Here is a 22,112-nt window from a genome sequence, read left to right on the forward strand (position 1 = left end):
TGGGTGCTTGCTGTCCGCGGTCGCATCCCCGCACCGCCGAGGTTCGGCTCCGCAGGGCAGCACCGATCGGTGGCCACCGTCGAGGTGGCCTGGACCACCCCACGACCCCGGCGATCCCGTCGCGCGGGGCGCGTACGAAAACGGAGAGCCTGACGTGAGCAAGCGCACCTACCAGCCGAACAACCGCCGGCGCGCGAAGACCCACGGCTTCCGGCTGCGCATGCGCACCCGTGCCGGCCGTGCCATCCTCTCGAGCCGCCGCGCCAAGGGTCGCACCACCCTGTCGGCCTGAGCCGACCGGGCCGGTCCGGGGGACGTGGGCAGTCGTGCTGGCCGCCGCACAGCGACTGCGGCGTAGCACTGACTTCGCCGCAGCGGTTCGCGGTGGCCGTCGCGTCGGCCGGGGCGCGGTCGTGGTCCACCTGACCATGCCGTCGGCCACCGGGACCAGCACAACGACCTCGCCGGAGCCGGCGCGGGACACCGTTGCGGAGCAGCCCTCCGCTCCGGCCCGCGCCGGCTTCGTCGTATCCAAGGCCGTCGGAAACGCGGTGGTCCGCAACAAGGTCCGGCGTCGACTGCGGGCGTTGGTCCGGGAGCGGCTGGACGCGCTGCCCGCCGGCAGCACCCTTGTCGTCCGGGCGCTGCCCGCCGCGGCCGAGGCGTCGTATCCCCGGCTCGCCGCGGATCTGGACTCCGCCATCGCGGTTGCCCGCACGCCCCGGGAGAGGCGGTCCCGGTGAGCACCGACCCGACCGCCCCGCGCCCGACGTCAACCGGTGCCAGGGTGCTGATCGCGCCCATCATCGCGTACCGTCGGTGGATAAGTCCGGCACTGCCGGCTCGCTGTCGGTTCTACCCGTCGTGCAGTGCGTACGCCCAGGAGGCGGTGGCCCGGCACGGCGCGCTCCGGGGAGCCGCGCTGGCGGTCCGGCGGCTGTTGCGCTGCCACCCCTTCCACCCTGGTGGACATGACCCGGTGCCGGAGCCGGGCGGTCGCCGCCGTGCCGATGTGACTGGAGCACCGAATTGAGTCTCGACTGGATCTACTACGCGATTTCGTGGATCCTGCTGACCTGGCACTCCGCCTGGGACGCCATCGGGGTGCCCATCGACGCGGTGATCGGCACCAACTTCGCCTGGATCCTGGCCATCGTCTTCCTGGTGGTCTCCGTCCGGGTGATCCTGTTCCCGGTCTTCGTCAAGCAGATCAAGTCTCAGCGGGCGATGCAGGCACTGCAGCCCAAGGTCAAGGAGCTGCAGGAGAAGCACAAGGGTGACCGGGAGACGCTCCAGAAGGAAATGATGGAGCTCTACCGGAAGGAAAAGGCCAACCCGCTCATGGGCTGCCTTCCGATGTTCCTCCAGATCCCCGTCTTCCTCGGCCTCTTCCACGTGCTGCGCCGCCTCGACCCGGCCAAGCAGAGCAAGACCCTCTACGGCTGGACGGTCGAACAGTTCGACAGCGCGTCGAACGCCAAGCTGTTCACCGCCCCGATCGCCGGCAAGTTCGGCTCCAGCGCCGACGAGCTGGCCCGTCTCGGCGCCAACGGCACCACGGTCAAGATCATCGCCGGTATCCTGGTCCTGGTCATGATCGCGACCACCTACCTGACCAGCCGTCAGATGATCCTCAAGACCGGGTGGGCTGAGGACCCGCAGCAGCGGATGATCCAGCGGCTGATGCTCTACGGCATCCCCGCCTCGCTGTTGATCTCCGGCTCGATCTTCCCGATCGGTGTGATCATCTACTGGGTCACGAACAACCTCTTCACTCTCGGGCAGCAGCAGTGGGTGCTGCGGAAGTTCCCGCCGCCGGTGACCGCCAAGAAGGCCACCGCCCCCGCGGCCACTCGCAACCCGGTGCAGCCCGCCAAGTCGGGCGGCCTGTTCGGGCGCGGCAAGGCCGCCCCCACGGCCCCGGTCAAGGCGACCGCGCCGAAGGTGGCGGGCCCGAAGCCGGGCGCCAAGCCGGCCAACCCGAAGAAGAGCCGCCCGGCCAAGCGGCAGGGCTGAACCCCGTAGGGCTCGTCGCCGGGCAACCGGCGGCGGCCCGACCCCGCACCGCGCAGCCGCCGTACGGCCGGCGCCGGGCGGAACCGGCCGCGCACGACGCGGTCACGGGCGACACTGCCCGTACAGACGTGCCCGTGGGCACCGGCGACCTCCCGCCGGCCCCCGGGAAACCAGCGGACCCGACGGTCCGGCCGAGCGAGTACGGAGATGAGACCGTGACCGAGACCAGCATCCCCCGCGCCGAACAGTCCCTGGACGAGGAGGAGACCGCGACGCTCGCGGTCGACGGCGACGACACCGAGGACGACGAGACCGAGGCCGACGGCGACGACACCGAGGCCGCCGCCGGTGGTCGTGAGAAGAAGGCCGTGGGCGAGTCCGACCTGTTCCGGCAGAGCGAGATCGCGGCCGACTACGTCGAGGGGCTGCTCGACATCCTCGACTACGACGGCGACATCGACGAGCTGGTCGCTGGCGGCCGTCCGGTGGTCGAGGTGGTCGGTGCTCGACTGCAGAACCTGGTCGGCCAGCGCGGCGCCACCCTGGAGGCGCTCCAGGAGCTGACCCGGCTCGCCGTCTTCCGGCAGACCGGTACGCCGAGCCGCCTGCTGCTCGACGTCGGCGGCTACCGGGCGAACCGCCGCAAGGAACTCGCCGCCGTCGCCAAGAACGCCGTCGAGAAGGTCAAGGAGTACGGCGAGCCGGTGCGCCTGGAGGCGATGTCCGCGTTCGAGCGCAAGTGCGTCCACGACGTCGTCAACGCCATGTCCGGCGTGGAGAGCGAGTCGGAGGGCGTCGAGCCCAACCGGCGCATCGTCGTGCGACCGGCGGACTGACCGGGTGACCCACGACGACACCACGGCTGACGCCGTGACCGGCCCGGGCGGCACGCCGTCCGGGCCGTCCGCTGTCCGGCGTGCCACTGCCGACACCGACCCGACGGGGTACGACGAGGCTGCCGCCGGCCCGTCCTCGGCTCTCTCGGCCGACGGTTCGGCGCCACCGGCCGCCTCGGCCGACGGCACACCGTCGCCGTCGGACGTCGCGCTGCCGCCCGAGCTGGCCCCGGCCGCACTGACCCTCTTCGGTGACCGGCTCGACCTGGCCGCCGCGTACGCCGAAATCCTGGCCACCGACGGTGTGGTCCGCGGTCTGATCGGCCCGCGCGAGGCGCCCCGGATCTGGGACCGTCATCTCCTCAACTGTGCCGCGGTGGTCGAGCGCATTCCGACCGGGGCGAGCGTGCTCGACGTGGGCTCCGGCGCCGGTCTGCCCGGTCTGGTGCTGGCCATCGCGCGCCCCGACCTGACAGTCACCCTGATCGAGCCGCTGGCTCGGCGGACGTCCTTCCTGATCGAGGTCGTTGAGCGGCTCGGCCTGACCAGGTCGGTACGGGTGTTCCGCGGCCGCGCCGACGAAGCCGCCAGCGGATCGAGTGGCCGGGAACCGATCAGCGGCGACGTGGTGACGGCCCGCGCGGTCGCACCGCTGGACCGGTTGGCGGCCTGGTGCCTCCCGCTTGCCGTGCGGGGTGGGCGGCTGCTGGCGCTCAAGGGATCGTCCGCCGCTGCGGAGATCGAGGAGCACGCCGACGTCGTGGCGCGGCTCGGTGGCGGGGAAGCCGCCGTACACCTCTGTGGTGTTGGGGTGATCGACCCGCCCACGACCGTGGTGGAGATCGTCCGTGAGCGGATGGTCGGTCCGGCCCGGCCGGCTGCCAGTAAGCGCTCCCGCGGCGGGCGAGCTCGCCGCCGCTGACCATCGCGCCATCGGGCGTCCGGTCGGAGGGTTGCCTCGTTGTACCGGTACGGATGGACGAGGGAATGAGAACCCGACGTGGACCGGCCGCGCCCGTCCGCCGTAGGCTGACCGCGCGTCGATAATGTGGAGCGGCCGACGGACGTCGCGGACTCCGACCGCTCCCGAGGGGCCGTACGCTCCGGGGTGCGAGCGCGAGCGCGGGTGTGGCCAAGTTGACCGGGGCGCGGACCGACCATCCGAAGCGGGCAGGGATGACAGGTGCATGACGACGGCAGGTACGACGATCCACGCGTGACCGGGTCAACCAGCGACCCTGTTTCACGTGAAACCGACTACCCCAGCTGGTCGCCCGGTGCCACCGGGGCGTCCACCCCTCCGGCGGACAGCGATCCGCTGGTATCGCGGGACGACCCGGCGGTTCACCTCGCCGGGTTGGAGACTCCCGAGCCGACGGCTGGTCGTCGAGCATCCGACGGACCCAGTCGACCGGTCAACGCCGCCGAGGTGCGACAGCCGCTCGGCCGGCGGAACACGGCCGCGGCGGTTCGCTTCGAGCCGGCAGTGCCGCACCAGCCGACCGCAGCGGCGGCACGCGATGCGGCGCCGGTGGTCCCGGACGTACCGGTCACGTCGACCGAGTCGCTGGCCGCGGTCGCGGCCGATCCCACGTACGTTTCACGTGAAACCCCGACGCGCGAAGAGGATGACCCACCGTTGGCTATGGAGGCGATGCGCGCCGTGCAGATCCTGAATCCCAGTGGCGAGGTGACCATGCCTCGACCGGACCGGACCCGGGTCATGTGCGTCGCCAACCAGAAGGGCGGCGTGGGTAAGACCACGACCACGGTGAACCTCGCGGTGGCACTCGCCCTGCATGGCAACCGGGTGCTCGTGGTCGATCTCGACCCGCAGGGCAACGCCTCGACCGGCCTCAACGTGCCGCACCACACCGGCATCCCCGACGTCTACGACTGTCTGATCAACAGCGTGCCGCTCTCCGAGGTGGCGCAGGCGGTCGAGGGCATCCCCAACCTGTGGTGCGTACCGGCCACGATCGACCTCGCCGGCGCGGAGATCGAGCTGGTGTCGGTGGTGGCGCGGGAGTCGCGCCTCGACCGTGCGATCGCCGCCTACCCGGGCCAGTTCGACTACGTCTTCATCGACTGCCCGCCCTCGCTCGGCCTGCTCACGGTCAACGCTCTGGTCGCCGCGCAGGAGGTGCTGATCCCGATCCAGTGCGAGTACTACGCCCTGGAGGGGCTCAACCAGCTGATCAACAACATCAACCTGGTGCGGCAACACCTCAACCCGAAGCTCGACGTGTCCACCATCCTGCTCACCATGTACGACCGGCGTACCCGCCTCGCGGACGCGGTCGAGCAGGACGTCCGGAACCACTTCGGCGACAAGGTCCTCCAAGCGGTCATCCCCCGCAACGTGCGGGTCTCCGAGGCACCCAGCTACGGCCAGTCGGTGATGACCTACGATCCCGGTTCGCGGGGCGCCACGAGTTACTTCGAGGCCGCCCAGGAGATCGCCGAGCGGGGCGTCAAGGAGCCGGTGGGTCGGAATGCGTAGTGGGGACAAGTCGCTGGGAGGCGTGGCATGAAGAACCGTCCTCGGGGCGGTCTGGGACGGGGCCTGGGGGCGCTCATCCCGACCGGGCCGGTGCCGGGTGCCGCCGGCACCGTGACGGCCGAGCCGGAGAACGGGCACGTTGACGTCGACGACGGTGCGACGGCCGGGACCCAGTCGACGGCTCCCGCCGTGTCGACAGTCCACCAGCCCGAGCCCACGCTCAGTCCCGTGCCGGGTGCCCGGTTCGCGGAGATCCCGGTCGACGCGATCGTGCCGAACCCGAAGCAGCCCCGCCAGGTCTTCGACGAGGAGGCGCTGGAGGAACTGAAGACCTCGATCCAGGAGGTCGGTTTCCTCCAGCCGATCGTCGTGCGTCAGCTCGACGACGAGAAGTACGAGCTGGTGATGGGCGAGCGCCGTTGGCGGGCTGCCCAGGCGGTGGGCCGGGAGAACATCCCGGCGATCGTCCGGGACACCCGCGACGACGCCATGCTCCGCGACGCGCTGCTGGAGAACATCCATCGGGCCAACCTGAACCCGTTGGAAGAGGCCGCCGCGTACCAGCAGTTGCTGGAGGAGTTCGGTGCCACCCACGAGGAGTTGGCCCGCCGGATCGGCCGCAGCCGGCCGCAGATCTCCAACACGATCCGGCTCTTGAACCTGCCGGCCCAGGTGCAGCGCCGGGTTGCCGCGGGCATCCTGTCTGCCGGCCACGCCCGCGCGCTGTTGAGCCTCGACGACTCGGAGGCCCAGGAGCAGTTGGCGTTGCGCATCGTGGCCGAAGGGCTGTCGGTGCGGGCGACCGAGGAGATCGTGGCTCTCGCCCTGAACGACGGCCCCGCGAAGGGCCAGGCCGCCAAGCGGCGACCGAAGCCGCACGCGCCCGCCCTGTCGGATCTCGCCGATCGACTGTCGGACCGCTTCGACACCCGGGTGAAGGTGGACATCGGCCGGAGCAAGGGCAAGATCACGATCGAGTTCGCCACGGTGGACGACCTGGAGCGGATCGTCGGCATCATCGGCGTGCCGCAGGAGGAGGAAGAGACGGAGGACTGAGCGTCCCGTCTCCCATTACGGCCGCGCGTCCCCTCGGGGTGCGCGGCCGTTCCGCATCCGTCCTCGTTTCACGTGAAACGGCACCACGCGCTCAGCGGTCAGAACCTGTTCGCTCTCGGCTGGCCAGCCCCCGGCCCCGGGTGCCGGCTCGGCCGCAGGTGCCTGGCGGCGAGCGCATGAACCGGTGCCATCTCGGTGCGGCACACGAGAGTTCGGTAAGTCGAAGTGGTCGACCCCTCGGCGACGCGCTGCCCGTACCTAGGCTGGGATGGTCGACGCCTCAGCGGCGCGGTGCCAGGACTGGGCCGCGATAGTCGGCCCCTCGGCGGCGCGGTGCCAGATCCAGGCCGGGACGGTCGGCCCTCGGTGGCGCGGCGCCCAGACCTAGACCGAGATGGTCGGCCCCTGGGCGGCGCGGCGCCAGAACCGGGCCGGGACGGTCGGCCCTCGGTGGCGCGGTGCCAGAACTGGGCCGGGACGGTCGGCCCCTCGACGGGGCGCTGTCGGATCCTGGGGAGTCGACGGGCCCGAGAGGCCGAGCGCCGGCTGCGCGAAGCGCAGCGTGGGTCGACCGCGAAGTCAGTGTGGGCCCACGCTCGCGAAGCTGGCGAGCGTGGCGCGGAGTGAGCGCCGACGGTCGCGCGATGTCCGTGCGGGTTCAGCCGTGCAGAGTCAGCGAGGACAGCAGCACCGAGTCAGCTGGAGCAGAGCACGGAACCGACCAGCCCACGGCGCGCGAGACCCGCGAGGGGCAGACCGGATGGCGGATGACCTACACGAGCGCCGAGGGGCGTTCGCAGGGCACCGGGTCGACCCGAGGCACCCCTCTCCGTCCTCGGGACGGCAGCGGCTCGCTGAGGGGCCGCACGGGGCACCTGTTCGTCTGCCCTGAAGGGCGTTCCGTCGCGGGGCTGAGCCAGAGCCACCCGTTTCACGTGAAACGGCGACCACGCAAGCACCGGCCCCGCCGGCACATGGCACACCGCCAAGGCCCCAACCCTCCGGGCGAGGCGACCTCGGTGCCGCCGGTACCAACACGGCGACGACGGGGTACGCCGGCAACGACTGAGGGGCCGAAAAGTTATCCACACCCGTTGTCCACAGGCACCCCTCGTTTCACGTGAAACCCCGCGTGAAAGCGGGTGCCGGCCTGTGGATGACGGCCTGTGTTCACGTTCTCGGCAGCCTGTGGATATCGCTCCGGTGGTCAGCGCTGACGGGAACAGCGATCGACGATGAACGCTGATCGGGAGGGTCGGGACCGGTCGAACAGGTAGGGGACAGCGGTGCCAGACTCGGTTAGGGTCAGCGTCGTGCACGACACCCCTCCCTCAGTCCCGGACTTCACCCAGTGGCCCTCGTTTCCCTTCGAGGGTGACCTCCGCGTGAAGCAGCTCGACGACCCGGTCCCGGTCGAACCGCCACGCAAGGGCGAGGGCCTCCGGGAATGCACCGCCTGCAACGCTCCGGACGACGCCTACATCTGGGTGGGAGAGCGGTGGCGGGTCCGCGCCATGGACCGGCCGACCGGCCTGCCGATGGTGCTCATTCTGGAATCGCGGACCCACCTCGACCTGGGTGACCTGCCGAACCTGCTCGCCGCCGAGCTGGGCGTGATGACCGTACGTCTGGAGCGGGCCATCCGGTCGCTGGACGGCGTGGCGCGGGTGCACGTCAACCGATGGGGCGACGGCTCCGCCCACCTGCACATGTGGTTCCTGGCTCGACCGTACGGCCGGCTTCAGTTGCGAGGGACCTTCCTGTCCCTGTGGGATTCGATCCTGCCGCCGATCTCCGAGGCGCAGTGGCGGGAAAATCTGGCGCTCGTCGCTGCCTGGCTCGCCGAGTTCGGTGGCCGGCCGCTGGCCGAGCCGCCCCGCATCCAGTGGCAGGCGCCGTCGAGCCTGCTGGCCCAGTCCGCTGCGGCGGCTGCCCATGCCGCAGCCGCCCAGGAGGAGGTCGTGTCGGTCATCGAGGCGGCCGAGGAGATCCCGGAGCCAGCAGTCGAGAGCGACGCCGACGCCCCCGACCCTGGCGCTGACGGGGACGGCGGCCCGAAGACCCCGGCCCTGGACACCAGCCCGGGGGCCGCGTCCCCCGGCGCCACGGTAACCGGCGCCACGGCAGCGTCCGCTGCCGCGTCAACGCACTCCGACAGCTCGATTGCCGAAGCCGTGGCCGAATCCGCGACGGCCCCCGAAGACGCCCCCGAGTCGGCAGGCGATCAACGCGGCCCGGTCATTCCGTCCCCCCACAGCGCCCCCACCATCGTCACCGACGACGGGCGCATCCCACCCGACGTACGCGCGCCACGCTGACCGCCGGTTCGGCCGTGGGTTGGCGAGAGGTCCGCGGATGCGGCACCCGCCGACCGCACGGCCGGCGGGAGTGCGATGGGTCGAGGTCAGGGTCAGGCCGTGCGGCGGGCGGCGGCCCGGGTCACCAGCGAGCCGAGGAGGCGGCCGAAGTCCAGGCCGGCGGCCTGGACGGCCAGCGGCAGCAGCGACGTCTCCGTCATGCCGGGCGAGACGTTGACCTCCAACACGTGCGGCTGGCCGGCGGCGTCCACGATCACGTCGACCCGGGACAGGTCCCGCAGACCGAGCGCGGTGTGCGCGGCGAGAGCGACCTCGGCCACCGAGGCGGCCACCTCCGGCTCCAGCCGGGCCGGAGCGTGCCACGTGGTCCGACCGGCGGTATAGCGGGCGGCGTAGTCGTACACGCCGTTACGCGGCACGATCTCCACCGGCGGCAGCGCCTGCGGGCCGTCCCCGAGGTCGATCACGGAGACCGCCACGTCCATGCCGGGCACGTACCGCTCCACCAGTGCCGTCGAGTCGTACGCGAAGCAACCGACCATCGCGGCCGGAAGTGACGCGGCGTCCCGGACCACCGCGGCGCCCAGACCCGAGCCGCCCTGCGTCGGCTTGACCATGAGCGGAAGACCGAGCCGGTCGGCGATCCGGTCCAGCACGGCGACCGCGCCCAGTTCGGAGAAGCGGTCGTGCGGCAGGGCCACCCAGTCCGGCGTGGGGATGCCCGCCTCGCGCAGGACCGCCTTCGCGGAGGGCTTGTCCCAGGCGAGCCGGGAGGCCCGGGCGTCGCAGCCGACGTACGGGATGCCGCACAGGTCCAGCACTCCCCGCAGCGAGCCGTCCTCCCCGGTCGCGCCGTGCAGGGCGATCACGACCGCGTCCGGCGGGTCGGCCGCGAGGGCGGGCAGGAGTGCCACGTCGGCATCCCGCAGCTCGGCCTCGACGCCCACGGCACGCAGAGCGTCGAGCACCCGACGACCGGAGCGCAACGACACGTCCCGTTCGTAGGAGAGCCCGCCGGCGAGCACCAGCACACGCAGGTCGGCCGCGACGGCGGAATCGGTCACGGAGAAGCGCTCGGCAGCGGTCGTACCCATGCCGGCATCATGCCAAGTCGGGACCCGGCACGTCGGAGCCGGGCCGGCCCCGCCGGCCGGCGGCACCGCCCACGGCGCCGAAGACGCGGCGCGTCGCGATCTCCTGCTCCATGACGCCGGCCAGTCGGCGGACGCCTTCGCGGATCCGCTCCGGGGGCGGGAAGCTGAAGTTCAGTCGCATGGCGCCGGTGCCCGTGCCGTCGGCGTAGAAGCCGGTGCCGGGCACGTAGGCGACCCGGGCGGCGATGGCGCGCGGCATCATGGCCTTCGAATCGAGCCCGTCCGGCAGGGTGGCCCAGACGAAGAGGCCACCGGCCGGGGTCGTCCAGCTGGTGCCCTCGGGCATCAGATCGGCCAGCGCGTCGAGCAGTGCGTCGCGGCGTTCGCGGTAGACCTCGCGGTAGACCTTGAGCTGTTGCCGCCACGGCATGGTGCCGAGGTAGGTCGCCACGGCGGCCTGCGCGTAGCCGCTGGGGCAGAGGATCTGCGCCTCGCTCGCGATGACCAGCTTGTCGCGGACCGCGTGGGGCGCGAGGATCCAACCGACCCGCAGGCCGGGCGCGAACGTCTTGGAGAAGGTGCTGAGGTAGAAGACACCGTCGCGCCGCCGGGCCCGCAGCGGTGCCGGGGCCTCACCCTCGAAACCCAGCTGGCCGTACGGGTCGTCCTCGATCACGAGCAGGCCGGCGCGCTCGCAGATGTCGAGCACGCGTTCCCGGCGCTCCTCGCTGAGCGTCACGCCGGTCGGGTTCTGGTAGGTGGGGATGGTGTAGAGGAACTTGACCCGCCGACCGGCACGGGCGAGGTCGGCGATGGCCGTCTCCAACGCCTCGGGGATCAGCCCGTCGGCGTCCATCGGCACGTGCACCACCTGCGCCTGGGCGGCCTGGAACACCCCGAGCGCGCCGACGTACGTCGGGCCCTCCGCGAGCACCACGTCACCGGGGTCGAGGAAGAGCCGGGCCACCAGGTCGAGCGCCTGCTGCCCGCCCACCGTGACCACCACGTCCTCGGGCGAGGCGCCGCACGCGGCGTCGATCCCGGAGAGGGACATCACCTCGCAGATCCGCTCGCGCAGCTCCAGGGTGCCCTGCCCGATGCCGTACTGCAGGGTGGTCACACCGTGCTCGGAGCCGAGCCGACCCAGCATCTCGCCGACCGCGTCGAGCGGCAGCGCGGCGATGTACGGGGCGCCACCGGCGAGGGAGACGACCTCGGGTCGACTGGCCACCGCGAAGAGTGCTCGGATCTCGGAGGCGGTCATCCCGCGTACCCGCCGGGCGTACCGGTCGGTGTAGTCGTCGAGTGTCGTGCCGGTCATGACCTCACCTCGATCGCAGCTCGGGTGGCTCCCGCCCCGGGTACCCCGCACGCTCCTGACCATGGCGGACGGGACACCGAATGTCGATCCTAGTCCGCCCAGGCCAGCCTGCCTCCGCGCCGGGACGGATCGACCACATGGCGGACCGTCCCCCGGTGGGGTGGGCATTTGCGCGTCCCCTCCCGTCCGGTCGATCGGCGGCGTACGATCGCTCGTCGGGGGCAGGAAGGCGGCGCTGTCGTTCCATGCCGGCCTCACCACCGAGCCTATTGTGGGGATGCGCCATATGTCGCGACGTCTGGTCAGCCTGACCCTCGACACGCTGGAGGACCTTCCGCGCCCCTGCCGCCAGTGCGTCTACTGGGAGCTGGATCCGGTCTCGGCCGACCGGGCCTGCGCCGCCGGTGACCCGGGCCTGGAGAAGGAGGCGTGGGTCTCCCAGACCCTGCTGGAGTGGGGCTCCTGCGGCAAGCTCGCGTACGTCGACGGCATGCCGGCGGGCTTCGTGATGTACGCGCCGCCTGCCTACGTGCCCCGCTCGATGGCCTTCCCGACGTCGCCGGTCTCCGCCGACGCCGCCCTGTTGATGACCGCCAACGTGGTCGCCGCGTTCGCCGGCGGCGGGTTGGGCCGCATGTTGGTGCAGGGCGTCGCCCGGGACCTGACGAAGCGGGGGATCAAGGCGATCGAGGCGTTCGGCGACGCCAAGTTCGGTGACGCGGACGATCCGGCCGGCGGGTGCGTGGCACCGGCCGACTTCTTCCTCTCCGTCGGCTTCAAGACGGTACGTCCGCATCCCCGGTTTCCCCGGCTGCGCCTCGAGCTGCGCACGGCGCTGAGCTGGAAGTCCGACGTCGAGTACGCCCTGGAGAAGCTGCTCGGGTCGATGAGCCCGGAGACCCTGCTCCGGCCGGTCCGGCCCGCCCCGGCCACCCGCTCCACCAGCGGCTGACGCGCTCGCCGTCAGTCGACCACCGTGCCGGCGGTCACCACCGCCCGCAGCTCGCTGACGTCGAGGGAGCCGGTCGGCACGTCCCGTTCGATCGGGTAGTACATCCGCTGCACCGCGGCCACGATCGCCTCCACCACCCGGTCCCGAAACCGGGGGTCGACGAGCCGGGCGCGGTCCACGGGTGAGGTGAGGTAGCCGACCTCGACCCGGACCGCCGGCATCCGCGTCAGCCGCAGCAGGTCCCACGCCTTGGCGTGCGTACGGCAGTCCCGCAGCCCGGTCCGCGCCACGATCTCCCGCTGCACCAACCCGGCCAGCCGCTCACCGGTCGCCGACGTCACCCCGTTGTCGGTGCCGTAGTGGTACGTCGCCACCCCGTCCGCGTCCGGATTGGCGTGCCCGTCCAGGTGCAGCGAGATGAAGACGTCGGCGCCGAGCGAATTCGCCAGCAGCGCCCGGTCGGTGTCCGGCAGGCACGTGTCGGGCGCGGGACCGCGGGTGAGCTGAACCCGCACCCCGGACGCGGCGAGCCGCCCCTCCAGCCTGCTCGCCAGGTCGTGTACGAGATCCGCCTCCGTCCAGCGCAGCGGCCCGTCCGGCACCACCATGCCCGGGTCGGTGCCACCGTGGCCGGGGTCGATGACCACCGTCTTGCCGACCAGCGCCGGCCCGGACTGGCGGATCGCGTCGGACTCGCGAAGCCACTGGGGGCGGCCGCCGACGACCTTGCGACCGATCCGGCGCAGCGCGTCCATGGTGTGCGGCCCGCAGGAGCCGTCGGGGGTGAGCCCGACCTCGCGCTGGAACTGCGCCACCGCACGGGAGGTCCGGATGCCGTAGATGGCGTCGGCGCGGCCGACGTCGTACCCCATCTCCAGCAGTCGTTCCTGCAGCGACCGGACGTCCTCGCCGGTGAGCGGCTCGGGGATCGCGTGATAGAGGGTGCGGGCGCCGAGCCGCCAGCGGGCGGCGTCCAACGCCCCCCAGGTCTCCGAGCCGACCCGGCCGTCCACGCTGAGCCCACGGGACTGCTGGAACGCCCGGACCGCGCGTTCCGTGTCCAGGTCGAACTCGTCGGTGTGCGGACCGGCGGCGGCGAGCAGGTCGAGGCCGGTGAGGATGGTACGGATCTCCGTGACCGCGGGTCCCCGGTCTCCGGCTCGGATCGGACGCACGCACGACCCCCTCTGCACGAATCTGGCTGGCCGGGCGGCCCCGGCTTGAGGTTATGCGTTCCGGGGCGACCAGGTGGCTCGGCCTGGAAAAACGCCGTTCGTGCCGGCCGGGAGACAGCGAACCCCGCACCCGACGGGCGGGTACGGGGTTCGGTGGTGTCTCTGCGGATCAGAGGGCCGACTCGATGAGCCGGACCAGCTCGCCCTTCGGCTTGGCGCCGGCGATCGACTGCACGGGCTGGCCGTTCTTGAAGACGGTGAGGGTCGGTACCGACATGACCCGGTAGGCGCGGGCGGTCTCCGGGTTCTCGTCGATGTTGAGCTTGACGATGGTGACCTGGTCGCCCATCTCGCCCGCGATCTCCTCGAGCAGCGGCGACACCTTGCGGCACGGCCCGCACCACTCGGCCCAGAAGTCCACCAGCACCGGCTTGTCGGCCTGCAGCACGTCAGCGACGAAGCTCGCGTCCGTGACCGCCTTGGTATTTCCCACTATTGCCCTCCTCCGGGATGTGTTTCCTGTTTCAGCTGAGCGTCGCGATGAACCGCTCGGCGTCGAGCGCGGCGGCGCAGCCGGTGCCGGCCGCGGTGATCGCCTGGCGGTAGGTGTGGTCGACCACGTCACCGGCGGCGAAGACGCCGGGCACGCTCGTCCGGGTGCTGGGGGCCTGGACCTTCACGTAACCCTCGTCGTCCAGCTCGACCTGGCCCTGGAAGAGCTCACTGCGCGGGTCGTGACCGATGGCCACGAACACACCGGTCACGTCCAGCACCTTGGTCTCGCCGGTGTGCACGTTGCGGACCCGTACGCCGGTGACCTTGCCGTCGGCGCCCAGGACCTCTTCGACGGTGCTGTTCCACTCGACCTTGATCTTCTCGTTGCTCAGCGCCCGGTCGGCCATGATCTTGCTGGCCCGGAACGAGTCGCGCCGGTGGATGATGGTCACCGAGTCGGCGAAGCGGGTGAGGAAGCTGGCCTCCTCCATCGCCGAGTCACCACCGCCGACGACGACGATGTGCTGGTTGCGGAAGAAGAAGCCGTCACAGGTGGCACACGAGGAGACACCGTGACCGAGGTATTCCTGCTCACCCGGCACACCCAGCGGACGCCAGGCCGAACCGGTGGAGAGGATGACCGAGCGGGCCCGGTAGGCCGTCTCGCCGACCCACACGGTGCTCACCGCGCCGGCGCCGGAGTCGCCGGTGTCGACCAGCTCGACCCGGGTCACGTCGTCGGTGAGGAACTCGGCGCCGAACCGCTCGGCCTGCTTGCGCATGTTGTCCATCAGCTCGGGGCCGAGGATGCCGTCGGCGAAGCCGGGGAAGTTTTCCACCTCGGTCGTGGTCATCAGCGCGCCACCGGACTGCACGCCCTCAATGATCAGCGGCTTCAGGTTGGCGCGCGCCGCATAGACCGCAGCCGTGTAACCGGCCGGGCCGGAGCCGATGATGATCAGGTTGCGGACCTCGTCCACTGCCGTCTCCCGAGTTGTGTGTGTTCGGCGTCGGCGCGCGCACCGATGCTGATCCGAGTGCCGACGCCTGGGGGGTGCCGGCAGCTGACTTCCAGAACGTCATCGTACGAAGCGGGGATTCCCGAGCCGGGTATCGGCGTGGGTCAGGTCACGTGGACGCTCATCGCACCGACGACCGCGGATTCACCCTACCCGCGCCGAATACCGGCTGTCCGAGCCGGACCCGGGTACGCCACACTCGGGGCCGCTCACCCAGGCCCAGCGGGCCCCGGTCGCGTCGGTGAACCGGATCACCAGCGCCTGCTCGCCCTGGAACCGCGCGTAGTCGATCACTTCGACGACCAGCGGGGCCGAGCCGTGCTCCGCCGCCACTGCCGACAGGCAGTCGGTCAACGCCGCCTCGCCGCTCAGCCGAGCCAGCTGGTCCGACCCGTCGGGGGCGGGCCGTCGACCCCCTTCGGCGTCCACCCCGTGCTGCTCGCGGGGGCCGCCGCTGCTCTCCCCCAGCAGCGGCGACGGCCGTGTGGTCGCTGTCTGGCCGAGGGTCTGCGGGGTGTAGTCGGTTCCGCTGTGCAACGCCGGCCCGGAGGTGCGGGCTGCCCCGGCCGCTGCCGCAACATCGGGTGCGCTGGCCGGACGGTCCATGGCACCGCTGTCCGTGGTGTTCGTCGAGAGTTGGTGCAGGCCCAGACCGACCGCGACGACGGCGACCGCCGCGGCGGCCACCGGAGCGGCGGTCCGAGCCCAGCGGCGCTGCCGGCGACCCGGGCCGGTGGCTCTGCCGCGACCCGACTCGGTCGGCGACGGGCCGCCGGGGCGACGCCCGCCCTGTGCCGGGACACTGACCGGCGTCGCGGGAGCACCCGGCTCGGGCGACCCGGTGGCGCCGGTGAGGGTGGCCGAGGCGTCGTCCGTCGGGGTGTCGGCCGCGGCCAGCGCGGCGGCGATCCGTTCGGCGACGGCCGGGGGCAGCTCCGGGGAGGGCTCGGCCCAGCGGGCCAGCTCGGCGCGGACCTGCGTCACCGCGGGAGCAAGCAGCGCGTACGCCTCGGCCCAGGCCGGGTCCGCGTCGACCAGCCGGGCGATCTGGGCCTGCTGTGGTGTGCCGTCCAACGCGCCGCCGAGGTAGTCAGCGAGCAGGTCGGTGTCGACCTCCCTGAACCCCTCGTTCGTCACGCGTCCTCCTGGCTGGTGTCCTGCCGGTACCGAACCGACCCCGATCCGACGCCCTCGGCCGGGCGCAGGTTCCCCGGCGTGACGCCGGGCACGTCCGCGTTCCGGCCGGCCGGGGCCGGCTGCGATGGCGTCGCCGGCCGCAGATGCCCGAGCAGCACCGCCAACCGTGCCCGACCCCGGGCACAGCGGCTCTTCACCGTCCCCTCGGCGACACCGAGGATGCGGGCTACCTCGGCCACCGGGTAGCCCTGCACGTCCACCAGCACCAGGGCGGCCCGCTGCTCGATCGGCAGCGCGGCGAGCGCGGCGCGGACGACCAGCGCCGTGTCATGGTCCTGTGCCGGCGCGGCCGGCTCGACCCCGCCGGTGCCCGATCCGTCGCCGGACCGGTTGCCGTCGGGCAGTGGAACGGTGGGGTGTGCCTGCCGGCGTCGGATCCGGTCCAGGCACGCGTTCACCACGATGCGGTGCAGCCACGTGGTGACGGCGGAGTCGCCACGGAATCGGCCGGCCGCCCGGTGTGCCGACAGCAGGGCGTCCTGGAGAGCGTCGGCGGCCTCCTCGCGGTCACCGAGCGTCCGCAGGGCCACCGCCCAGAGCCGGTCGCGGTGCCGGTGGAACAGCACCGCGAAGGCGTCCCGGTCACCGGCGACGTGGGCGCGCAGCAGCTCGAGGTCCGTTGCCGCGTCGCGCCCGTCCATCACCACGTCCAGCGGATGCGGTGCCCGGGTCGTGCTGGCCGGATCACGAACCCTGGACCGTAATCTCCTGCACGCCGAGCCGGAAGCCGTCCTCGTCGCCGATGGCCGGCAGCTCGGTGAACCAGAGCAGCAGGTAGCGGTACTTCTCGTCGGCGTTGAAGCCGTTGAAGGTCATCGTGGTGCCGTCGTGCTCCTTCAGGACACCGATCTCGGTCTTGTAGTTCGCCACCATCTGCTTGTCGCCGTTGGAGGTCGACGGGTAGCCGGACGTGCCGGCGAGCAGCTTCGCGGTGGCGCCTCGACCGGAGAGCACGGCCTGCACCGACTTCACCGTGTGCGGCGAGCCCAGGTCCAGCCAGACACCCATGCCGGCCTTGAGGTTCCCGTACGTGGCGTTCGGATAGCGGTCGGTCTCCCAACCCTTGTCGTTGTCGCCGTCGATGATCTTGTCGGCGCCGCCGAGTTCGTCGCGCTTGCTGCTGTCCGGGTCGATGATCCGGATGCCCTGCACGCCGAGGTTGCGGACCGTGGCGGCGGCCGGGGTGGCCTCGCCGGCCGGAGCGCTGGCGGTGGGCGTGGCCCCGGCGCTGTTCTGCGGGTCCTTGTCGTCGCCGCCCAGCGCGCTGATGCCGATGAGCAGACCGACCAGGGCGACCGCCAGCAGGCCGGCGATGCCGATGGCGACCTTGCGACCACCGGCCGCGGCCAGCGGCGACGGCTCGTCCTCGGTGTCGGCGGCGAACCGCAGCGGCCCGCCGTTGTCGAGGTAGTGCTCCTCCTCGGCGGGCACGTCCAGCCGGGCCAACTCGGCCGCCAGCACGTCGGACGACGGCGGAGCGATCTCGGCGTCGAGCAGATCCATGGTCAGGTCGTCCAGGTACGCGGGCACCCCGGCCCGAACCTGGCGGGGCGCCGCGAGGGCGCCCCCGGCGTCCCGGACCGCGTCCGGGATGGCGGCCCGACCATGGCCGGCGGTGGCGCCGCGCAGCGGCGCCTCGGCGTGCGGCCAGTGACCGGTCAGTGCGAAGTAGAGGACGCCGCCGACCGCCCGGATGTCACTCTCCTGGCTGTCGTCACCGTCGGTGCGTGCGTCGGCCAGGACCACGCGACCCTCGTCGCTGATCATCACGGTGCCGGGGTGGACGTTGCCGTGCACCATCCCGGTGGCGTGCACCGCGGCGAGCGCGCTGGCGACGGCGTTGCCGATCGCGGTGGCCCGCGCCGGGTCCAGCGGACCATCGGCGGCCAGGTCGCGCAACGACTGCCCGTCCACCCACTCACGGACCACGTACGCCCGCTCGGCCTCGTCGATCGCGTCGTAGACGCCGACCAGGTTGGGGTGGATGACGCGGCTGGCCGCGACAGCGGCCTGGAGCATCTCGGTGGCGGAGTCGCCACCCGGGTAGCGCAGCACCACCGCGACGGGGCGGCGCAGGATGACGTCGACTCCCCGCCATACCAGCCGACCCGCGCTGTCGTTGTTGATGTGCTCGACCAGCTCGTAACGTTCGGCGAGGATTTCACCGGCCGTGGGAGCACCGAAGGTCATGACCGGAGGAGCGCTCTCGTCCGCCTCCTGACCCTCGCCGACCTGGGTCACCCGTCCTCCCTCGGTGATCGTGTCGATCGATGGACCCGCACTGCTGGGCATGTGGCTTCCCGCTCTGCCGTCGAAGGAACCGGCCAACCGGTGTCGACGCGCAGCGTCGGCGCCTGCCGTACCCGTCGAGAGCGACCTTACCCGGGTTGCCCGTCTCCCCGACATGTCATCTTCTTGCCGTACCCGGCGGGGTGCCGGGAGTCGGGGAAGTCGTCCGGTTACGACCGTTGTCAGCCACGTTGCTGGCACATGTACTAGCCAATCTACGGCTTCACCGCAAGTGACCGACGCCGGGGCCGGGCCTGGCGTGGTGACCTCGCCAACCGCCTGTTCCCGCCGATCGGGCGACCACGCTCAGCCGTACGGTTGGTTATCCACAGGTCGATCCGGTTGTTGACCGGCGAATCGCGGAGTTATCCACAGGTGCATCCCCAGCCTGGTGATCCGTGGTCACGTTCCGTGTGGCTACGACTTTCGGTGCCCGGATCCTTGCGGTCAGCGACCGAGGCGGCGGCGGACCATGCCGACCACCTCGGTGATCTCCCCGATCCGCAGCACCATGGCGAGACCGAGGTACGTCCCACCGATCGCCGCGCCACCGATCACGAGCTGGACGATGGCCTCCAGGCGGGTCGGCGTGTCGTCGCCAGGCAACAGCTTGACCACGAGCAGGCCGACCAGCGCCGCGCCGAGTGACGCGACCAGGACCCGACCGCCGGTACGCATGATCTCCCCGAGGCCGATGCGCCCGACCCGGGGGCGCAGCAGCCAGGCGGAGCCGACCGCCGCCGCCAGGTAGGAGACCGCGTTGCCGATCATCATCCCGGCGCCGGCGAAGCTGGCGGAGAACGCGACGAAGAGCACGATCTGCACGCCGATCCGCAGCGCCACCACCGGAATGTTGATCAGCGCGGGGGTGCGGGTGTCCGGCAGGGCGTAGAAGGCGAAGGTGAAGAGCTGGCTCACCGCGAACGGAACCAGCGCCAGCGCGGCGGCGAGCAGCACGACGGAGGTGGCGGTGGCGTTGTTCTCGTTGAACGCGCCGAACCGGAACAGCGTGAACGCGATCGGAGTGGCGAGGACGGCGTAGCAGACCGCGATCGGGGCGAGCACCGCCGTGACCGTGCGGGTGCCGCGCGACAGGTCGGCGGCGACGTCGGCGTACCGGCCGTCGGCGGCGGCGGCGCTCATCCGGGGCATCAGCGCGGTGATGATCGAGACGGCGATGATCCCGTGTGCGGTCATCAGCAGCAGGAAGACGTTGTTGTAGATCAGCGGGCCGGCGGCGTTCTCCTTGCCGGCCCGGTTCAGCAGGTTGAACAGCACAATGAGGCCGACCTGGCTCACGGCGACGTAGCAGATCATCCACGCCCCGAGTCGGCCCAGCTCGCGTAGGCCGAGCGCGCGGAAGTCGAAGCGCAGCTTCCAGCGGAAGCCGACCTTGCGCAGCGCCGGCAGCAGACCCGCCGCCTGGACCGCGACGCCGAGCAGGGTGCCGCCGCCGATCAGCAGGATCCGCCCGGTGGTCATCTCCTCCGGGCGGACGATCTCCGCGCCGAACACGGCGATGTAGAGACCCGCCGTCCCGATCACCACGAGGTTGTTCAGGATCGGCGCCCACATCGGCGCGGCGAAGTGCCCCCGGGTGTTGAGCACCGCGCTGATCAGCGCGCTCAGTCCGGAGAAGAAGATCATCGGCAGCATGAGACGGGCCAGCCCCGTGACCAGCTGGGAATAATCGCCACTCGCCGGGCCGCTGCCGTAGAGCCACGTCAGCGTCGAGGCGAAGGCGACCGCGAGCAGCGCCGCGACGCCGAGGGCGAGCACCGCCAGGGTGAGCAGCCGTTGGGCGTACGCCTGGCCGCCGTCGACGTCGACCTTGCGGCGACGCACCAGCACCGGAATCAACACGCTGGTGAGCACGCCGCCGAGCAGGAACTCGTAGACCATCCCGGGCAGGATCTGCGCGGTGGTGTACGCGTCACCGACCAGCGCGCCGCCGAGCGCCGCCGCGATGACCAGGTTGCGCAGGAAGCCCGTACCCCGGCTGACCAGGCTGCCGACCGCCATCACCGCGCTGTTGGTCGCGGCGCTCGCCTCGCCCACCTGCTCCTGCGGTGGGGCGGTCGACTCCATGGCCGGCTGGTTCAGTGGCTCGGCCGAAATGAACGTGGCGCCGTCGGAGGGGCGGACGTTGGCTCCCGCACCGCCGTCCTGCGCGGCGTTCGCGCTGCGGTAGAGCCCGCCGCTCATCTCCAGCCTCCCAGGGGTACGTCGAGCCGGGCGCCGACCCGCACGTCACAGACCATAGTCAACCCCTGCCCGATACCCGCGCCCGGCGGATCGGATCACACCCCGGCCCGATAAGCTGGCGATCCCATGTCCGAAGCCTCCGCTCCTCACGCCGCCGACCGCCGCGAACTCACCGCCGCGCAGCGCAACGCCGTCGCCGAACTACTCCGGGTCTCTCCGGTCGCCGACGAGTTGGGCCGCCGCTTCGTCCGCGCTGGTCACGAGCTGCACCTGGTGGGCGGTTCGGTGCGGGACGCCCTGCTCGGCCGGCTCGGTGACGACCTGGATTTCTGCACCGACGCCCACCCCGACGAGACGCTGCGGATCATCAAGGGCTGGGCCGAGTCGATCTGGGAGACCGGCCGGGAGTTCGGCACCATCGGCGCTCAGCGCGACGGCCTCCGACTGGAGATCACCACCTTCCGCGCCGAGTCGTACGACCAGGTCAGCCGCAACCCGGTGGTGGTGTACGGCACCAGCCTCGACGAGGACCTGAAGCGGCGCGACTTCACCATCAACGCGATGGCGGTCAGCCTGCCGGAGCACCGCTTCACCGACCCGCACGGTGGGCTGGACGACCTCTCGGCCAAGGTCATCCGTACGCCGAGCACCCCGCGGGAGTCGTTCGGCGACGACCCCCTGCGGATGCTGCGGGCGGCCCGGTTCGCCGCTCAACTGCGCTTCGCCGTGCACCCGGACGTGCACGCGGCGATGACCGAGATGGCCGCCGACCTGGACCGGATCACGGCCGAGCGGGTGCGGGACGAGTTCACCAAGCTGCTCTGCGGCGCCGACCCGATCACCGGGCTGCGGCTGCTGGTCGACACCGGGCTGGCCGAGCGGTTCCTGCCGGAGCTGACCGGCCTGAAGCTGGAGATCGACGAGCACGCCCAGCACAAGGACGTCTACGAGCACACGCTGACGGTCGTCGAGAACGCGGTCTCCTTCGAGGAGGACGGCTGCGACTTCATCCTGCGGATGGCCGCCCTCATGCACGACGTGGGCAAGCCGGCGACCAAGTCCGTCGGGCCCGACGGCCGGGTCAGCTTCCACCACCACGAGGTGGTGGGCGCGCGGCTGACCAAGGCCCGGATGAAGGCCCTGCGCTACCCCAAGGAGATCACCGCGAAGGTGACCGCGCTTGTCGCGCTGCACCTGCGTTTCTACGGGTACGGGCGGGGCGAGTGGACCGACTCGGCGGTGCGCCGCTACGTCGCCGACGCCGGTGACCTGCTGCCCCGGCTACATAAGCTGACCCGCTCCGACTGCACCACCCGCAACCGGCGCAAGGCCGCCCAGCTCGCCGCCGACTACGACGCGTTGGAAGACCGGATCGCCCGGATCGCCGCCGAGGAGGACCTGGCCCGGGTTCGCCCCGACCTGGACGGCAACGCGATCATGGAGCTGCTCGGCGTACCGCCGGGGCCGGTCGTGGGGCGGGCCTGGAAGCACCTCAAGGAACAGCGCCTGGAGCACGGCCCGCTGGACCGCGACGCCGCCGAGGCCGAGCTGCTGCGCTGGGCCCGCGCCGAAGGCCTGATCCCCTGACGTTGGCTGGCGCGGCCGGGGCGTCGCTCCCGGAGTGAGAGCGACGCCC

Annotated in this window: 20 protein-coding genes; 11 read left to right on the forward strand and 9 right to left on the reverse strand. The window is 71.7% G+C overall.

Translation table 11 applies throughout. The features are described from left to right. Positions 1 to 154: 154 nt before the first annotated feature. The 9 genes from rpmH to ACFYPR_RS15500 all read left to right on the forward strand — a co-directional run bounded on the left by rpmH (position 155) and on the right by ACFYPR_RS15500 (position 8,729). On the forward strand, positions 155 to 292 hold the full coding sequence (gene rpmH, locus ACFYPR_RS15460) for a 50S ribosomal protein L34 (protein ID WP_007453904.1): 138 nt from the start codon (positions 155 to 157) through the stop codon (positions 290 to 292). 34 nt (positions 293 to 326) lie between these two features. Further along, positions 327 to 743, forward strand: coding sequence for a ribonuclease P protein component (gene rnpA, locus ACFYPR_RS15465; RefSeq protein WP_354854839.1), 417 nt, complete (start codon positions 327 to 329; stop codon positions 741 to 743). Next, positions 740 to 1,033: a membrane protein insertion efficiency factor YidD gene (yidD, locus tag ACFYPR_RS15470; RefSeq protein WP_354854837.1), complete on the forward strand. Its 294-nt coding sequence runs from the start codon at positions 740 to 742 to the stop codon at positions 1,031 to 1,033. The genes rnpA and yidD overlap by 4 nt, the downstream gene beginning before the upstream one ends. Beyond that, positions 1,030 to 2,016, forward strand: coding sequence for a membrane protein insertase YidC (gene yidC, locus ACFYPR_RS15475; RefSeq protein WP_354854835.1), 987 nt, complete (start codon positions 1,030 to 1,032; stop codon positions 2,014 to 2,016). Before yidD ends, yidC begins: the two co-directional genes overlap by 4 nt. 215 nt (positions 2,017 to 2,231) lie before the next feature. Further along, positions 2,232 to 2,852, forward strand: coding sequence for a R3H domain-containing nucleic acid-binding protein (locus ACFYPR_RS15480; RefSeq protein ID WP_355063344.1), 621 nt, complete (start codon positions 2,232 to 2,234; stop codon positions 2,850 to 2,852). A 211-nt stretch (positions 2,853 to 3,063) separates the two neighbouring features. Then, complete coding sequence (gene rsmG, locus ACFYPR_RS15485) at positions 3,064 to 3,774, forward strand: 16S rRNA (guanine(527)-N(7))-methyltransferase RsmG (RefSeq protein WP_387260648.1); 711 nt, start codon at positions 3,064 to 3,066, stop codon at positions 3,772 to 3,774. 261 nt (positions 3,775 to 4,035) lie between these two features. Beyond that, the gene (locus tag ACFYPR_RS15490; RefSeq protein WP_354854831.1) at positions 4,036 to 5,355 is read left to right on the forward strand and encodes a ParA family protein; all 1,320 of its coding nucleotides are present in this window, start codon (positions 4,036 to 4,038) and stop codon (positions 5,353 to 5,355) included. A 27-nt stretch (positions 5,356 to 5,382) separates the two neighbouring features. Further along, a complete protein-coding gene (locus ACFYPR_RS15495; protein ID WP_387260482.1) occupies positions 5,383 to 6,411 on the forward strand; it encodes a ParB/RepB/Spo0J family partition protein in 1,029 nt (342 codons plus the stop codon). Positions 6,412 to 7,724: 1,313 nt separating this feature from the next. Then, the gene (locus ACFYPR_RS15500) at positions 7,725 to 8,729 is read left to right on the forward strand and encodes a hypothetical protein (RefSeq protein ID WP_387260484.1); all 1,005 of its coding nucleotides are present in this window, start codon (positions 7,725 to 7,727) and stop codon (positions 8,727 to 8,729) included. 92 nt (positions 8,730 to 8,821) lie between these two features. Here ACFYPR_RS15500 and ACFYPR_RS15505 read toward each other — a convergent pair whose 3' ends face one another. Further along, positions 8,822 to 9,823, reverse strand: coding sequence for a D-alanine--D-alanine ligase (locus ACFYPR_RS15505; protein ID WP_354854826.1), 1,002 nt, complete (start codon positions 9,821 to 9,823; stop codon positions 8,822 to 8,824). Between the two features lie 7 nt (positions 9,824 to 9,830). Next, positions 9,831 to 11,144, reverse strand: a complete 1,314-nt coding sequence (locus ACFYPR_RS15510) for a PLP-dependent aminotransferase family protein (protein WP_355063350.1) — start codon at positions 11,142 to 11,144, stop codon at positions 9,831 to 9,833. Between the two features lie 286 nt (positions 11,145 to 11,430). Here ACFYPR_RS15510 and ACFYPR_RS15515 point away from each other — a divergent pair, with 286 nt between their 5' ends. Then, entirely contained in the window at positions 11,431 to 12,096 is a 666-nt protein-coding gene (locus ACFYPR_RS15515; protein ID WP_234588686.1) for a GNAT family N-acetyltransferase, read from the forward strand. Positions 12,097 to 12,107: 11 nt separating this feature from the next. Here the strand turns inward: ACFYPR_RS15515 and ACFYPR_RS15520 are convergent, their stop codons facing one another. The 7 genes from ACFYPR_RS15520 to murJ form a co-directional block, all read right to left on the reverse strand. After that, positions 12,108 to 13,271: an N-acetylmuramoyl-L-alanine amidase gene (locus ACFYPR_RS15520; RefSeq protein ID WP_354854821.1), complete on the reverse strand. Its 1,164-nt coding sequence runs from the start codon at positions 13,269 to 13,271 to the stop codon at positions 12,108 to 12,110. 169 nt (positions 13,272 to 13,440) lie between these two features. Beyond that, positions 13,441 to 13,764 (reverse strand): thioredoxin, encoded by a 324-nt coding sequence (gene trxA / locus ACFYPR_RS15525; RefSeq protein WP_007453873.1) that lies wholly within the window; start codon positions 13,762 to 13,764, stop codon positions 13,441 to 13,443. A gap of 31 nt (positions 13,765 to 13,795) precedes the next feature. Next, on the reverse strand, positions 13,796 to 14,746 hold the full coding sequence (gene trxB / locus ACFYPR_RS15530; protein WP_354854819.1) for a thioredoxin-disulfide reductase: 951 nt from the start codon (positions 14,744 to 14,746) through the stop codon (positions 13,796 to 13,798). Positions 14,747 to 14,929: 183 nt separating this feature from the next. After that, positions 14,930 to 15,922: a hypothetical protein gene (locus tag ACFYPR_RS15535; RefSeq protein ID WP_354854818.1), complete on the reverse strand. Its 993-nt coding sequence runs from the start codon at positions 15,920 to 15,922 to the stop codon at positions 14,930 to 14,932. Further along, positions 15,919 to 16,623, reverse strand: coding sequence for an RNA polymerase sigma factor SigM (gene sigM, locus ACFYPR_RS15540; protein WP_387260487.1), 705 nt, complete (start codon positions 16,621 to 16,623; stop codon positions 15,919 to 15,921). Before sigM ends, ACFYPR_RS15535 begins: the two co-directional genes overlap by 4 nt. Positions 16,624 to 16,666: 43 nt before the next feature. Continuing rightward, the gene (locus ACFYPR_RS15545; protein WP_355063354.1) at positions 16,667 to 18,274 is read right to left on the reverse strand and encodes a protein kinase family protein; all 1,608 of its coding nucleotides are present in this window, start codon (positions 18,272 to 18,274) and stop codon (positions 16,667 to 16,669) included. Positions 18,275 to 18,718: 444 nt separating this feature from the next. Beyond that, positions 18,719 to 20,476 (reverse strand): murein biosynthesis integral membrane protein MurJ, encoded by a 1,758-nt coding sequence (gene murJ / locus ACFYPR_RS15550; RefSeq protein WP_387260490.1) that lies wholly within the window; start codon positions 20,474 to 20,476, stop codon positions 18,719 to 18,721. 126 nt (positions 20,477 to 20,602) lie between these two features. Here murJ and ACFYPR_RS15555 point away from each other — a divergent pair, with 126 nt between their 5' ends. Next, a complete protein-coding gene (locus tag ACFYPR_RS15555; RefSeq protein ID WP_355063358.1) occupies positions 20,603 to 22,063 on the forward strand; it encodes a CCA tRNA nucleotidyltransferase in 1,461 nt (486 codons plus the stop codon). Positions 22,064 to 22,112 lie beyond the last annotated feature (49 nt).

Source organism: Micromonospora sp. NPDC005254 (assembly GCF_042872525.1).
Classification (GTDB): Bacteria; Actinomycetota; Actinomycetes; order Mycobacteriales; family Micromonosporaceae; genus Micromonospora.